The sequence below is a fragment of the Rhizorhabdus dicambivorans genome, assembly GCF_002355275.1.
Classification (GTDB): Bacteria; Pseudomonadota; Alphaproteobacteria; order Sphingomonadales; family Sphingomonadaceae; genus Rhizorhabdus; species Rhizorhabdus dicambivorans.
The window spans coordinates 128,937-146,045 of sequence record NZ_CP023449.1 but is presented as its reverse complement, the minus strand read 5'-3'; the positions used below and the strand labels follow the sequence as shown (position 1 = coordinate 146,045).

At 70.2% G+C, this 17,109-nt stretch carries 3 protein-coding genes; all 3 read left to right on the top strand.

Annotated features, from left to right (window positions below; translation table 11 throughout):
- Positions 1 to 19: 19 nt before the first annotated feature.
- The 3 genes from CMV14_RS27345 to CMV14_RS00610 all read left to right on the top strand — a co-directional run bounded on the left by CMV14_RS27345 (position 20) and on the right by CMV14_RS00610 (position 17,082).
- A complete protein-coding gene (locus CMV14_RS27345; protein WP_255250160.1) occupies positions 20 to 148 on the top strand; it encodes a hypothetical protein in 129 nt (42 codons plus the stop codon).
- On the top strand, positions 148 to 3,258 hold the full coding sequence (locus CMV14_RS00615; protein WP_066970094.1) for a CHAT domain-containing protein: 3,111 nt from the start codon (positions 148 to 150) through the stop codon (positions 3,256 to 3,258). Before CMV14_RS27345 ends, CMV14_RS00615 begins: the two co-directional genes overlap by 1 nt.
- A gap of 147 nt (positions 3,259 to 3,405) precedes the next feature.
- Positions 3,406 to 17,082: a putative Ig domain-containing protein gene (locus CMV14_RS00610; protein WP_153046157.1), complete on the top strand. Its 13,677-nt coding sequence runs from the start codon at positions 3,406 to 3,408 to the stop codon at positions 17,080 to 17,082.
- Positions 17,083 to 17,109 lie beyond the last annotated feature (27 nt).

Sequence of the window (17,109 nt, the reverse complement as noted above, 5' to 3'; positions counted from 1 at the left end):
GACCGTCGGCAACCCGAACGTGCTGATCGACACCAGCACGGTTGCCGGGGCCGCCCAGCAGATCGACACGCCGATCATCTCGAGCGGCAACAGCAGCCTGTGGCAGGGCGCCGACGGCGTCGGCGATACACCAGGAGGGAATGAGTGATGCGTATGAACCGTCCCGCGCTCGGTCTCGGGCTGCTGGCCGCGCTCGCGCTCGGCCTGCCCGCCATGGCGCCCGCGGCCAAGCAACCGGGCAGCCTGTCGCTGCGCAACAGCTTCCGCATCGGTTCCTCGGGGGTGCTCTGCACCGCCCAGAACCGTGCGGTCAGCCCGGTGCTGATCAGCATGTTCGATCGCGGCTATCGCATCGTCTGCCGTGACGCGGCCTCCCCGGTCGGCCGCCTCTTCGCGCTGCGCAAGGACGCCGGCGATCCGGTGGCGCGGGTCATCGCCAACAGCGAGACGCCGCTCACCTGCCAGGCGCCGGCCGCGACCAAGATCGAGGGCCTTGGCGAGGTGATGCAGAGCGAGTGCACCGACGGCAACCAGCTCGCCTACAAGATATACGCCTACAAGAAGGGCAGCACCGTCTATATCGCCGACGGTCTCGGCGGCTATGACAGCGCACTCCAGCTCGGCCTGCGGACGATGATCGCCGACACCATGGTCAAGGGCGAGGTCCAGGTCGCGACCACATCGGCCGGCGATCCGGCGGCCTTCGCGCGCGTCCAGGCCGGCGCGCTCGACAGCGACAGCGCCCTGGCCGAGGCCTATGCCCGTAACAATGACGGTTCCTACGCCGAAGCGGCCGAGTTCTTCGAGGCGCTGGTCGAACGCGACGCCGCCAGCGGATCGAAGGCCGGCTCGCGCCTGCCCGAATATTACGCCAACCAGGCGATGCAGGAATCGAACCAGGGCAATTTCGTCAATGCCGACAGCCTGTTCGCTCGCGCCGCGACCCCGGCCGCGCTGTCCGATCCCGTCCTCGGCCGCATGCTCCGCAACTTCTATGCGATGCATTATCTCAACCAGAAGAAGCTGAAGGAGGCCGTTGCCGAGCTTTCCAAGCCGGTCGCCGAAATCCAGCGGGAGACGGCGGTCGACGCCAAGCTGGCCTCGGGCGAGATTGACGGCAGCGTCGCCGATGATCTCAACCGCGAGAATTCGCAGATGAGCCAGCTCGGCGCGCTCGATCAGGGGCTGCAGCCGTTCGAACGGGCGCAGATCCTCGACGCGCAGGCGCTTCAGCTGCGCGGCGCGGCCTTCCGCATCGCCAAGGATTATGTGAAGGCCCGCGCCAGCTTCGACGAAGCGATCACCGCGATGCAGTCGATCCGCGAAGGCAAGATCAACAGCACCGGCTGGCTGCGGTCGAGCATCCAGAAGGATCTCGCGCTGATCGCCGAGGCGGAGAACAACATACCCGAGGCGGAGCGGCTCTATGCCGACTCGCTGCAGGTGGTGGAGATTCAATATCCCAACACCGCGGTCTCGCTGGGCGCCAAGGCCAGCTTCGCCGGTTTCCTGAGCCGCCATGGCCAGGGCGACCGGGCGATGACGATGTTCGGAGAGGTGATCAACGCGGCGGAGAACCTGCCCGGGGCGATGACCTCGATCCGCAACCTGCTTCGGCCCTATTTCCGCCTGCTCGCCGAGCGCTCGGCGACCGATCCCCAGGCGGTCAAGCGGATGTTCGGCGCCAGCCAGGTGATGCTGCGGCCCGGCATCGCCGCGACCCAGGCGCTGCTGGCCCGCGAACTTTCAGGCGGCGATGACGAGGCGGCCAGCCTGTTCCGCCAGTCGGTCACCCTGTCGCGCTATATCGCCCGCGTCACCGGCGAGGTCGCGCGGATGAGCGCCAGCGCCAACCCGGCCGAGGCGGCCGCGCTCGAGGAAGCGCGCGGCAGGAAGCTGCGCTATGAGCGCGATCAGACCGTGCTCCAGGCGAAGCTGTCGAAATTCCCGCGCTATCGCGTCCTGTCGCCGTCGACGATGGGCGTCGACGAGCTGCAGAAGGCGCTGCACACCGGCGACGGCTATTACAAGGTCACGCTGGTCGGGCAGGATGCCTATGCGATGTTCGTCAGCAAGGACGTCGCCAAGGCGTGGAAGCTCGATCTCACCACCAAGCAGATCGAGGACACGGTCGCGCAGATCCGCGATTCGGTCGTGAAATATGAGAATGGCCAGATGGCCACCTATCCGTTCGATCTGGTGCTGGCGCGCAAGCTCTATGTGTCGCTGATGGGCCCGATCGACGCCGAGCTGCACAAGGTGACGAACTTCATCTACGAGCCCGATGGCCCGCTGCTCCAGCTGCCGGCCAATCTGCTGCCGATCGATCAGGACGGCGTCGACGCCTATCTGGCGCGGCTCAAGAAGCCCAATGCCGACGACTTCGATTTCCGCGGGATCAACTGGCTGGGCAGGGATCGCGACGTCTCGACCGTGGTCAGCCCGCGCTCGTTCGTCGACGGCCGCGACGTCGCCAGCTCGAAGGCGCCGAAGGGCTATCTGGGCATGGGCGAGAATATGCGCCCGTCGCTCAATCCCTTCTTCGTGCCGCCGCCGTCGCAGGCCGATCCCTGCGCTTGGCCGCTCAGCAACTGGAACAATCCGATCTCCTCGGCCGAGCTCTATCTCGCCAGCGGGATCATCGGGGAGGACCGGTCGAAGCTGATCGTCGGTGGCGACTTCTCGGATTCGACGATCCTTGGTCTCAATGATCTCAAGGACTATCGGATCATCCACTTCGCCACCCATGGCCTGGTCACCGCGCCGCGCCCCGAATGCCCGGCGCGCCCGGCGCTGCTCACCAGCTTCGGTGGCGGCACCTCGGATGGCCTGCTGTCGTTCAAGGAGATTTTCGACCTCAAGCTCGATGCCGATGTCGTCGTCCTCTCGGCCTGCGACACGGCCGGCATGGCGACGGTCGGCGCGACCCGCGAGGCCGGCGTCACCACCGGCGGCAACTTCGCGCTCGACGGCCTGGTCCGCGCCTTCGTCGGCGCTGGTGCCCGCACCGTGATCGCCAGCCACTGGCCGGTGCCCGACGATTTCAACGCCACCAAGCGGCTGATCAGCGGGCTGTTCACGGCGCCGCCGGGCACGGCGATGGCAACGGCGATGCGCAAGGCGCAGAACGGCCTGATGGACGATGTGAACACCTCGCATCCCTATTACTGGTCGGCCTTCGCGATCGTCGGCGACGGCGAACGCGCCCTGCTGCCGGCGCCCAGCGCGCCGGGCAGCACGGTCCAGTCGACCCGCTGATCGGAATTTTTTCCGGGAAGACCGTAACCTTACGGGCTGGTTGACCCGATTCGCGCATGCTAGACGGGCTGCGGGGCAACAAGGCGGCCGGGTCTCCGGCGGCCATCCGGGGGGCTTGTGGGGGGCAGCAGCAGTTCAGGGCGGCCGATGGCGTCCCGTATCCCGGGTATGCCGCAGGCGCGTACGCTTACCTCGGTTCTGGCATTGGCGTCGATGCTGGTGCTGCCGGCGCGGGGTTCGGCGAATGGCTTCGCGGGTAGTCCGGGCGCGATCTCGACCCCCGATTACAGCATCGTCCGCAACGCCAATACCGATACGGTCACGGTCAACTCGCCGACCGCGATCATCAACTGGACGCCGACGGACACCGCCACGGGCGGCGGCACGATCGACTTCCTGCCCTCGGGATCGAGCGTAGATTTCCGCAACAGCCTGGCCAACCAGAACGGCTTTACGGTCCTCAACCGCATCGTCCCCGCCGATACGACGCGGGACATTGCGCTCAACGGCACGATCACCAGCAAGCTCTACGATGCCCAGGGCGGGCTGATCGGGACCGGCGGCAACGTCTGGTTCTACAGCCCCGGCGGCATCCTGGTCGGCGCCAGTGCTTCCATCGACGTAGGCGGCCTCGTCCTCACCACCGCCGATGCCCAGTTCGACGATGACGAGGATCCCTTCACTGCGCTCAACGGTCTGACGGACAGCAGCGCCGGGGCGGCGGTGCGGATCGACACCGGCGCCACGGTCAGCGGCTCGGACTATGTCGGGGTGATCGCGCCGAAGATCGTCCAGGCGGGCTCGGTCGGCTCGCACGGCAATGTCGCCTATGTCGCGGCCGAACGCGCCGACATCACCTTCTCCGGCGAGCTGTTCGACATCAGCGTGCCGGTCGGCAGCGGTGTCGCGGATGCGCTCACCCACAGCGGCACCACCAACGTCACGGTCGATGCGCCGTCGAACCCGCAGGAGCCGCCCCACCGCGCCATCTATCTCGTCGCCGTGCCCAAGAACCAGGCGCTGACGATGCTGCTGACCGGCGGCAGCCTCGATTTCACCCTGGCGCAGGGCGTCGAGGCGAGCGACCAGGGCATCGTCCTGACCGCGGGGCGCGATGTTTCCGCCGCGTCGCTCGATGCGGTCGGCAATGTCTCGATCGGCCGGGGCGGTGGCGCCGTCCGCATCGAGGGCGGCGATCTTGCGCAGGAGGATGGCGCCCCGGTCTATATCCGGTCCGCGCAGAACCTGACGGTGGCCAGTCTCGCGGCAGGCGGCGATGTCGGCATCGTCGCCGGCGGGCTGAACGTCGCGGTCGACAGCTCGGCGGGCAATGCCGGGATCGGCGGCAGCCTGTCGATCGACACCAGCGTCTCCTCCACCTCGGGCGCCGCCAATGGCGGTGGCGTCGGCATCAGCGCCAATGCGGGCACCGTCCTCAGCATCGATGGCGATCTCACCATCGACACCGGCGCTTCGGCCGCCGGCCCCGCCGACGCGCTGGCCGGGAATATCGCCTTGTCAGCGACGGGCGCCGGCGCCTCGCTCACCATCGGCGGGGCGCTGACCGGACGGGCGAGCGGTACCGGCGGATCGATCCAGGGCGGCGGCGGGCTGGCGGGCAATGGCTCGGGCGGCCAGATATCGGTCGAGGCGCTGAACGGCGGCACGATACAGACCGGCCAGGGCGTCCATCTTTTCGCCGATGGCCATGGCGGCAACGGCGCGGATGGCGGCGGGGGCGAAGGCCTGGCGGGCACGGTCCGGCTGGCCGCGACCAATGGCGGCATCCTGATCGGCGGCGGATCTAGCGAGCTGAGCGCCGGGATCTCGGGCGGCGACAGCGACGGCAGCGCCGGCGGCGATGCCCGCGCGGTCCGCTTCGACGAGGGCGGGCAGGTCAGCGGCTATGTCGCCCTCATCGTCAACGGCCAGGATGGCCATATCCAGTTCGGCACCGAGCAGTCGGGCGCATCGATCAGCGTCAATCTCGATGCCGATGCCGGCGGCGGCAGCGGGGCCAGCATCAGTGGCGAGGCGCGCGCCGGCTATCTGGAGATGGCGGCGTTCGAAAGCCAGGGCATCACCATCCACGGCTCGCTGGATGCCAGCGCCTCGGCCCGCGTCAACAGCGGGGAGTCGCAGGCCGGCGGCAACGCCACCGGCGGTCTGTTCCGCCTGATCGCGGTGGATGGTTCCGCCATCTCCATAACGGGCGGCCTGTCGCTGACCCTGGACGGAGAGGGCGGCAGCAGCGAAGCCGGCGCCGGCGGAACCGGGCTCGGCGGAAGCACCCTCATCGGCACTGTCGGCAGCGCGACGATCGATGTCGATGGCGGCTTCGGCATCCAGGCCAATGGCGTCGGCGGCACCGCCTTCGCCGGGCAGGGCGGCGACGGGCAGGGCGGGGAACTGGTCTTCGGCGGCGATTCGTCGGGCGGGTTCTCCGTCGGCAGCATTTCGCTGATCGCGGACGGCCTCGGCGGCGCCGGTGCGGCGCAGGGCGGCCAGGGCCGGGGCGGCACTGCCGTCGTCACCAGCGCCGGCGGCGCCACGGTGACAGTTGGCCAGATCAGCCTCAGCGCCGATGGCCAGGGCGGGGCGGCCGGCCTCAGCTTCACCAGCGACATCGCCGGCAGCGGCGCCGGGGCGGCCGGAGGCGCCGGCTATGGCGGCCGTGCCGGTGTCGAGGTTTTCCGCGGCCAGGTGACGATCAGCGGTGGCTCGATCAGTTCGGACGGCCGCGGCGGCGCGGGCAATATCGGCGGGTTCGGTGAAGGCGGTGCCGGGCTGGTCGAAGGCGGCAACGGCGCCTTCCTCGACGCGACCGACGGCACGCTCGATATCACCGGCCTGTTCCTGTCGCTGACCGCGACCGGCATCGGCGGCCTGAGCGAGGCGGATCGCAACGGCGTCGTCCTTGGCGCCGGTGACGGCGGCGGCGGCGATGTCCGGATCGTCGCGCTCACCGGCAACGGCATCGGCCGTGTCGAGACCGGCGCGATGGACATCAGCATCAACGCCGGCGCGACCGGCGGCAATGCCGGTGTGGCCGGGGATGGCCAGGGCGGCGGGGCCGGCGGCGATGCGGTGGCCGGCCGGATCATCATCTCGGCCGAGGCCGGCAATGGCCAGATCGACATCGGCGACGTCGATGCCGAGGCAAACGCCACCGGCGGGCGCGGCGGCAATGGCGGCGCGCAGGGCAATGCGGCCCAGCCGACGGTGGCCGGCGCGGGCGGCGGCGCGACCGGGGGCAGCATCCGGGTGCTGCTCGATGATGGTCCGGCCGGCCAGCAGACCGAGGGCTCGACCCGCCTCGACCGGCTGTCCGCCGAAGTAATCGGCTTCGGCGGGGACGGCGGGGACGGCGGATCGGGGGCTCCCAACGGGGGCACCGGCGGCGCGGGCGGCCTTGGCGAGGGCGGCAGCGTCGAACTCTACGCCCATGGATCGAGCGGCAACCCCGCTGTCGGGCTGGAGATAGCCGACCCGGTCGACGTCCTGGCGCGCGGTTATGGCGGCAATGGCGGCCTGGGCGGCACGGGTGGCCAGGGCGGCGGCCAGGGCCCGGACGGCGGCGGTGGCCGCGGCACCGGCGGCTCGCTGCGGATCGAATCGACGAGCCGTGATGGCGCCGACGATGTCCGGGGCATGGTCGATCTGGGCGGCCTTTCCGCCAATCTGTCGGGCAATCGCGGCTCCGGCAATGGTGCCGAGGGCGTCGCCGGCAGCTTCGAGATCACCGCGCTGCGTGGCGACATGCGGATCGGCGGGACGTCCATCGTCGCCTTCCTCAACCTTCCGCCGTCGCAGAGCGATCCCGGCCTGATCCGGGCGGAATCGGGCACGATCACCTTCGACAACGCCTCCGGCGACGATCTCGTCGTCACCACGCCCGACAGCAATCTCCAGATCGTGGAGCTGGCCGGCGGCAATGTGGTCGCCGGAACCTATTCCTTCAGTGTCCTGTCGATCGATGGCGGCTGCCTGCTCGACGACAGCTGCGGTGGACCGCCACCCCCGCCGCCGACCGGCGGCAACGGCTTCGCCGGGGCGCCGGGCTCGCTCTCGACCGCCGATTACGACATCCAGCGTGACAGCGGCGGTGACACGATCTTCGTCAATTCGCCCACCGCGATCATCAACTGGACCCCCGACGATACCGGCTCCGGCAGCAACGCGATCGACTTCCTGCCCTCGGGCTCGACCGCTGCCTACCGCAACAGCACCGCCAATCTCGGCGGCTTCACCGTGCTCAACCGGATCATGCCGGGCGGCGCGGCGAGCGGCCGCGCGATCGCCCTCAACGGCACGATCACCAGCCGTCTCTACGATGCCGGCAACACTCTGATCGGCACCGGCGGCAACGTCTGGTTCTACAGCCCGAACGGCATCCTGGTCGGCGGCGCCTCGATCGATGTCGGCGGACTGGTGCTCTCGACCGCGAATATCGGCTTTTCCGATGCGAACGAGCGCTTCGCCGACATCATCACCGAACAGGCCAGCCTCGACAGCCAGCTGGTCCGGGTCGAATCGTCCAGCATCAACGTCAGCGACTATTTCCTTGCCATGGCGCCGGTCGTCGAGCAGAGCGGTGTCGTCCGTTCGAAGGGCAGTGCCGCCTATGTCGCGGCGCGCGATGCCGATATCGATTTCCGCGACGGCCGAATGGCGATCATCTACGATCCCGATGGCGGCTCCGACGCGACCTTCGCGCTCACGCTCACCGGCCAGACGATCGTCGATGTCCCCGACAACGACAGCCGGCAGCACGCCATCTATGTCGCGGCCGCGGCCCATGGCCAGGGCCAGTTCGTCGATGTGGGCGGCGCCAGCTTCGATTTCACCCTGGGGCAGGGGGTCAGCGCCCAGAACCAGGCCATCCTGATCGGGTTCAACCACGAGCTGAAGGCCGATTTCAACGATATCGGCAATGGCGTCGCCAATGCCGGCACCGGGCTGGGGACGTTGCTGCGCGGCAGCTTCGCCGTCGGCAGCGAGGTGCCCACCTATATCCGCGCGGCGACCGATCTGGATTTCCAGGGCGGCCACAGCTTCGGCGGCCGGCTCGATATCCATAATCCCGGCCATGATGTGCTGATCCGCCCGGCGGCCGGCACGGTGAGCGTCGGGGGCGCGCTCAACATCAACGTCACCGATATCGGTGGCGGGGCGCGGCATGGCGGTTCGGTCGCGATCCGCAGCAACGAGGCGAACGGCCACCTCCAGTTCGACGGCGATGTCGATATCACCGCAAGCGGTATCGCCGGCAATGAAGGCCAGCGCGGCACCGGCGGCGACGTGGTCGTCGCGGCCGAGGCCGCCGGCGCCCAGCTTACCATAGGCGGACGGCTCTACGTTCAGTCCGAAGGCTATGGCAGCGGATCGTCGAGCAGCAAGGGCGGCGATGGCGAGGGCGGCAATATTCGCGTCACGGCGCTTCAGGGCGCGTCGATCCAGATCGGCGCCACGACGACCCTGGTCGCCAGCGCCTATGGCGGCAATGCCAGCGGCCTCGGCAATGACGGCGGCGATGCCTATGCCGGCGCCCTGCAGGTGCAGGCACTCGGCGGGACGATCGAGGCTTCGGCCGGTCACGAGTTCCAGCTCTTCGCCACGGCGCGCGGCGGCAACAGCGACCAGGGCAATGGCGGCAACGTCATCACCGATCTGCCGAGCAGCAACGATCCGCACGGCTATATCCAGCTGGTCGCCTCGGGGGCGGACGGCGCACTGTCGATCGGCACCGCGCAGGACGGCGCTTCGATCCAGATGTCGCTCGATGCCATAGCGGGCGGCGGCGGCAGCAATGGCGTCACCGGCAACCACAGCGGCACCGCGACCGCCGGCCAGTTCGAGTTCTTCGCGCTCGATGGCGGCCATATCGATACCCATGGCAATATCGACATCCGCGCCGAGGGTTCGATCCGCGACGGCTATGATCGCGGCGGCGATGCGACCGGCGGCCGCATCGACATCCGCGCCGATGGCGATTCCTCGCTCTATTTCCATGACGGCCTGTTTGCCCTGCTCACCGGCTATGGCGGCGCGAGCGCGGACGGTACGGCGGGCACCGGCACCGGGGGCAGCCTCTATGTCCGGGCCGAGGACAGCGCGGCGGTGCGCAGCGACGGCACCTTCATCATCAGCGCCAACGCCGTCGGCGGCTATGGCGTCGCCGGCTCCGGTGGCGACGGCTATGGCGGCTATCTGACGGTCGGCGGCGGCAGCGGCACCCTCCAGTTCGGCGGCCTCCAGCTCGACGCCAACGGCAATGGCGGCCAGGGCGCGATGGCGGGCGGCACCGGCCATGGCGGGACCGGGGAGATCGGCACCGAGGGCGGCACCGGAATCACCATCGGGTCGCTGGGCATCGCCGCGGTCGGCAATGGCGGCAATGTGATCGGCGACGGCAACAATGTGGTGCTGACCGATTCGCAGGGCGGCCTCGGACAGGGCGGCAAGGCCGGCATCCGCGTCGTCGACGGCGGATCGGTGACCGTCGGCGACGGCAATTTCAACGGCAGCGGCCTCGGCGGCACCGGCTATCATGGCGGCGAGGGATCGGGCGGTTTCGGGCTGAACGACGGCGGCGGCGGGCTCTATCTGCGCGCCGACGACGGCACGCTGACGCTCACCGGCGGCGCCGTCTTCCTCAGCGCCAGCGGCCTCGGCGGCCAGAATCGCCCGGACAGTGCCAATACACTGGGCGCCGGCGGCGACGGCTATGGCGGCTATGGCGAAATCTTCGCCTATAATGGCGAGAGCGGCGGCGGCCATATCACCAGCACGCCGCAGAATTTCGTCTGGAACATGCAGGGCATCGGTGCCGCCGGCCGGGACGCCGGCGGCACGAGCAAGCCGGGTAGCGATGCCGGCAGCGGCTTCGGCGGCACCGTGTCGATCGGTGCCGAGGCGGGCCGGGGGCAGGTCGACATCAGCTCGCAGCTCATTGATGTTCGGGGCAGCGGCGGCAATGGCGGCACCGGGGGCAGCAACAAGTCGGGCAGCAGCCCCGGCTCCAGCGGCGGGCGCGCCGGCAATGGCGAAGGCGGCCATGTCGAGATCGGGCTGGTCAGTGGGGACAGCGCGGTCGTCCAGAATGACGGCTTCGTCCGGATCAACGCCGCCGACATCAATGCCGGCGGCATCGGCGGCGATGGCGGCAATGGCGGCGATTCGACGGATTTCCAGGCCGGATCCGGCGGCGATGGCGGCGACGGTCGCGGCGGAACGGTCAGGCTCAGCGCGAACGGCGCCAGCGACGGGGCCACCCCCACCGGGCTGAAGATCGGCGGCGCCACCACCATCACCCTCGTCGGCCATGGTGGCGAAGGCGGCGACGCCGGCCTGGGCAGCGGCAGCGGCAGCGACGGCACCTTCGGCGTCAACGGCAGCGGCCGGGGTGGCGATTTCGAGATCGGCTCGGGCAATCGCTATGAACAGAACGACCAGCGCGGCCGGGTCGAGCTCGCCGGCTTCACGGCCAACCTGACCGGCGACCGGACGGACAAGGGCAGCACCTTCTCCGACACCGCCGGTACCTTCAACATCTCCACCTTCCGGGGCGACATCAGCGTCACCGCCCAGGCGACCATCACCGCCAATGGCGATCCCGGCGGCGAAGGCGCGCCGAACCGCATCCAGGCGGCCTATGGCGCGATCGACTTCGTCAATCCGAACGGCGCCGATCTGGCGATCACCGGGGACGGCATCACGGTCGCCTTCTACCTCGATACCCAGGGCAGCATCACGGCGGACTTCTACGCCCTCAACGTGCCTACCGTGATCAACGAATGCGTGGTCGCCGGCGTCGCCTGCGATCCCGCCGCCGATCCGCCCGAGGGCCTGTCGGGCGGTCCCCCGCCGCCGCCTCCGCTGCCGCAGATATTCGGCTTCGCGGGTGCTCCGGATGCGCTGACGACGGCTGCCTACGACATCCAGCGTGTCGACAACAGCGACACCATCTTCGTCAACGCGCCCACCGCGATCATCAACTGGACGCCCGACGACACCGCTGGTGGCAGCGGCGCGATCGATTTCCTGCCGAGCAGCTCGACCGCCACCTTCCGCAACGGCACCGGCAATCTCGGCGGCTTCACCGTCCTCAACCGGGTGATCCCCGGCGGCGGCGCTTCGGGCCGGGCGATCGCGTTCAACGGCACGCTGCGCAGCCGCCTCTACGATGCGGGCAATAATCTCATCGGCCCCGGCGGCAATATCTGGTTCTACAGCCCCGGCGGCATATTGCTGGGCGGCGGCGCCACCATCGACGTCGGCGGGCTGGTGCTGTCGACTGCGGATATCGGCTTCACCGATGCCAATGATCGCTTCACCGATCTGCGGACCGATCAGGCCAGCGCCGACAGCCAGCTGATCCGGATCGATTCGAGCATATCTGCCAACGGCTACCTCGCCCTCATCGCGCCCCGGATCGAGCAACAGGGCACGGTCAACGCGACCGGCAGCGTCGCCTATGTCGCAGCGCGCGATGCCGATATCACCCTGGACGACCTGTTCGGCATCACCGTCAACCAGGGCACGGACGCGGTCTTCGCGCTGACCCACAATGGCAACACGCTGGTCACCCCCGGCGTCGGCGAGGCGCATGGCATCTATCTCGCCACCGGCTCGCAGGGCGTTGTCTTTCTCGATCTCAGCAACGGCAGTCTCGATTTCGCCCTGGGGCAGGGCGTTGACGCCGGTGCCCAGGGGATCGTGATCGCCACCGGACGCGATGTCGCGGGGGGCTTCAACAATATCGGGCCGGTCTCTTCGGGCAATGGCAGCGATACGGCCGTCCTGCTGCGGGGCGGCTTCGGTACCGCCAGCGGTGTGCAGACCTATTGGCGATCGGCCATGGGGATTCAGATCGAGGGCGCGCAGACGTTCGGCGGCAAGCTGGACATCGCCGCGCCGCAACGCACCGTCCGTATCCGCAGCGGCGCGGGCTCGGTCAGCTTCGGCGACGATGTCAGCATCTTCACCAGCAATATCGGCGGCACCGGCGATCAGCGCGGCGGCGATGTCTGGATCGAGGCGATATCGGCGGGCGATCAGGTCCAGTTCGACGGCGCGCTGACGATCGCTGCCAACGGCTTCGGAGGGGCGGGCGCGCTCGGCCGGGGCGGCGACGTCACCATCGTGGCGGCCGGCGCGGGCGCCGATGTCACCGTGGACGGCGCGTTCAACGCCCAGGCCCAGGGCGAGGGCGGCGCCGCGATCATCAGCGGCGATCCGGGCGGCAACGGCCAGGGCGGCGATATCCGGCTGGAGACGATCCTCGGCGGCGGCCTCGCCTTCAACGGCGATGTGATGCTCAGCGTCAACGGTGCCGGCCAGTCCGGCAATGGCCTGGGCGCGGGCGGGCAAGGCCATGCCGGCCGCCTCTACCTCCACGCCTTCGACGCCGGCAGCGAGCTTGATTTCGCCGGCAACGTGACCCTGCGGCTGCGCGGCGCCGGCGGCTATGGCAATGATGGCGGCGACGGCATCGGCGGCGTGGCGGAATTCGCGGTGGCCGGCGGCGGCACGGTCAACGTCGCCGGGGGCACCACCGTCACGATCAGTTCGGCCGGGGGCAGCAACACTCCGGGCAACGGTGGCAATGCGTCCTCGGGCCATCTCGCCATGACCGCGACCGGCGGCGGCAGCGACATCACCCTTGTCCAGACCCTGGCGGTCGAGGGCAATGCCGATGCCGGCAACGCCAGCAACATCGGTGAGGGCGAAGGCGGCGATTCCAGCGGCGCCACGATGAACTTCACCGCCGATGGCGGCACGATCCACCTCACCGCCAATCCGATCCTCAGTTCGCGGCTCAACGCGGGCAACAGCATCACCGGAGAGGGCGGCTTCGCCCAGGGCGCCGGCATCGCCCTGTCGGCGCTCAACGGCGGCGTCATTGAGACCGGCGATTTCGAGGCGATCGATCTCAACGCCTTTGCGGGCGCCACCTTGGGCTCGGACGCAGGCGGCCATGCCACCGGCGGTTCGCTGTCGCTGACGGCCGGCACGGGCAGCCGGATCACGGTCGGCTCGCTGGGCGGCGGCTATGGCGCGCGCAGCGGCGGTTCGCAGGGCGGCTATGGCGGCACCGCCCAGGCGGGGACGATCAGCCTTTCGGTCACCGGCAGCGGCCAGATCGAGGCGCGGCGGCTGAACTTCGATCTCACCGCGAACGGCAATGATTCGAACAGCGGCGCGGGCGGCAACGCGACAGGCGGCACCCTGTCGATCACCGCCGCCGGCACCGGCTCGATCGCCTTCACCCAGGCGAGCAACCTCAATCTCGCCGCCAATGGCGGCAACACCACCAGCGGAACGACCGGCACCGGCACCGGCGGTACCTTCGAGGTCACCGCCCAGGATTCGGCCGGGATCGTCCTCGGCGATATCAACATCAACCCCAACAGCCCCAGCCGGGGCGGCGGATCGCCGACCAGCGCCGGCGGCGAAGGCCGTGGCGGCGCGATCCGGCTCAGCGCGACCGGTTCCTCCGCCAGCATCGAAACCGGCAGCATCGCCTTCGAGCTGACCGGGCGGGGCGGCGGATCGAATGACGGCAATGTCGGCGGCACCCGGGGCGGCGACGCCACCGGCGGCCAGGTCGAGATCAGCGCCGACGGCGCCGATGCCGAAATCCGGATCGCCAATCTCAGCGGCGTCGCCAACGGCTTTGGCGGCAATGCCCGCGGCACCACGGGCGAGGGCGGCGATGCCTTTGGCGGCACGCTGATCATCGGCGTCGATAATGGCGGGGCGATCAACGTCACCAACGGCATCGACGTCAACCTCGGCGCGCTGGGGGGCGACGATCTGCTCGGCACGGGCGGCATCGGCGGCGCCGGGACGGGCGGCACCGCGCGGCTCACGGTCGGTGGCGGCGGCGCGTTCAGTGCGGGCGGGGTGGTCCAGTTCCTGGCCGACGGCAACGGCCGCAGCGGCGCCACCGGCGGGCTCGGCATCGGCGGTTCGACGCTGCTCGAGGTGACGTCGGCCGGTTCGACGATCGGCACCGGCACCCTCAGCCTGTCCGCCAGCGGCAGCGGCGGCAATTCGAGCGGCGATGGCGCCACCGCTGCCGCCGGCTATGGCGGCCTCGCCCGGATCGAGGCGGCCCATGGTTCGATCGCCGTCACCAACGGCACCTCGGTCAACGTCAGTGGCGGTGGCGGGCGCGGCTTCAATGGCGGCGCCGGCTATGGCGGCGGCGCCCCCGGCAATATCGTCGCCAATGGCGGCGCCTTCGCCGAGGCCTATTCGGGAACGCTGACCTTCAGCGGCGGGCTCAGCATGACGGCCAATGGCGGCGGCAATGCCGCCGATGTCCCCGGCGCCGCGCCGGGCCGGGGCGGCGATGGATTTGGCGGCGTGATCCGGGTCGCGGCGCTTGCGGCCAATGGGCCGTCTCCAGCGGCCAGCACGGTCAACGCGTCCGCCCTCACGCTTGTCGCCATCGGCGGCGGCGGCGGGGCGCAGGCCAACACCACCGTGTCGGGCCAGGCGGGCGGCGCGGGCGGCGATGGCCGGGGCGGCACGATCTTCGTCGGCGGCGACGCCGGCGTCGCGGCGATCACCACCGGCAGCATCACGGCCCAGGCGGTCGGCTTCGGCGGGGCCGGCGCCAATGGCTCGGGCAACGTCACCGGGTCGCAGGACGCGGTCAATGGCGGCGCGGGCGGCGCGGGCGGCGCGGGCTTCGGCGGCTCGGTGCGGCTGGCGATCCTCAGCGGCCCGCAGACCCCGACAACCCTGGGCACCGGCAATTTCGGCGCCGTGGAGCTCGACGTCTTCGGCCAGGGCGTCCGTGGCGGCGATGGCGCCGCCGGGGCCAATGGCGGCAGCACCGGATCGGGCGGCATCAGCGGCACCGGCACCGGCGGGACGATCGAGGTCCGGGCCGAGGGCGGCACCGCCACCCTGGCTTCTCTGGTCGCGATCGCCAGCGCGGGTGGCGGCGATTTCACCAGCTCCGGCGGTGGCGGCGGTGGCGCCAATGGCGGCGGGGTCACCATCTTCGCCGGATATCGCGGCGATTTCATGCCGCTCGATCCGGGGGCGGTGACGATCACCGGCAATGCGAACATCCAGCTCCGCGCGTTCGAAGGCCCGTTCGGCCGGCCCCAGCATGGCTATTTCATCATAGAGGCCAATGGCGGCACGATCAGCGCCGGCAATGTCGATATCATCGCCACCGGCAGCAATTTCCCCTCGACGGTGAGCCAGATCCGGTCGACCGAAGGCAATATCAACTTCGCCAATTTCGGGCTCACCACCGATGGCGGCTTCGAGTTCGTGACCGGCGTGAACGGGACCTACAGCTTCGGCAGCTGCACGGTGAACGGGCAGACCTGCACCCCGCCGCCGCCGCCCCCACCGACCCCGCCGCCGCCCCCGCCGCCATCGCCGACCTTCGACACGGGCCCGCTCGAAGACGGCAGCGATGGCGATCCCTATGTCCAGACGATCACCGCATCGGGCGGCACCGGCCCCTATGTCTACACCGTGACGTCGGGCAGCCTGCCCACCGGGCTCTCGCTTGATGAGGGCGGCAATATCACCGGCACGCCGGTAGGGGCGGGCACCTCCAATTTCCAGGTCACCGTCACCGATTCCAACAACCAGACGGCGGTGATGAGCTTCTCGATCACCATCAACGCCGTCACGCCGCCGCCTTCGCCGATGTTCGACACCAGTTCGCTGACCAACGGTATCAGCGGCTCCTCCTATATGGAGATGTTCGCCGCATCGGGCGGCACCGGCCCCTATGTCTACACTGTGACGTCGGGCAGCCTGCCCACCGGGCTTTCGCTCGATCAGGCCGGCAATATCACCGGCACGCCGGTCGGGGCTGGCACGTCCAATTTCCAGATCACCGTCACCGATTCCAACAACCAGATGGCGGTGATGAGCTTCTCCATCACCGTCAACGCTGCCCCATTGCCGCCCCCGCCCCCGCCCCCGCCGCCCCCGCCACCTCCGCCGCCGCCGCCGCCGCCTCCGCCGCCGCCGCCGCCACCTCCGCCGCCGCCGCCACCACCTCCGCCGCCGCCGCCACCTCCGCCGCCGCCGCCGCCGCCGCCACCCCCGCCGCCGCCGCCGCCTCCGCCGCCGCCGCCACCTCCGCCGCCGCCGCCGCCGCCGCCACCTCCGCCGCCGCCGCCGCCACCTCCGCCGCCGCCACCTCCGCCGCCACCGCCGCCGCCGCCGATTCAGCAGCCGGTGGTGATGATGACGGTGCAGCAGGAGACGACGAACATCACGTCGAGCATCCAGTCGTCGCTGACCGGAGCCCGCGTCTCGGGTGGATCGGTCAGCACCGGCCCCGTCGGTGGCGCGCTGGGCGGCGGGGGCTTCTCCGCCAGCCCGCCGCCGCCGGCACCGCCGCCCCCGCCTCCGCAGCCTTCGGGCGGTGGCGGTGGCTCGTCCTCCTCCAGCCAGGGGGGCGGCCAGCAGAGCCAGTCCTCGGGCGGCGGTGGTGGCGGTGGCGACCAGGGCGGCTCCGCTTCCGGGGGCGGCTCGGCCTCCGGCGACGGGGACAAGGGCGGCCAGGGCGGCGAGGGTGGCCAGGGCGAAGGCGGCAACCAGCAGGCCGCCGCCGAGGACACGCCTCCCGATCCCGCCGATGCCGGTGGTGACGAGGAGTCGTCGGAAGGCGGCGGCGAGGGCGCCGCCGCGGCGGCCGTCGCCAATCCCAATGTCGTCGTCGACGTCAACGCGATCGGCAGCAGCTCCACCCAGATCGATACGCCGGTGATCAGCAGCGGCAATTCGAGCCTGTGGCAGGGCGCCGACGGCCTCGATGTCGGCGGCACCCCCTGATCAGCGGCGGGGCGGCTCGCTTCGCCG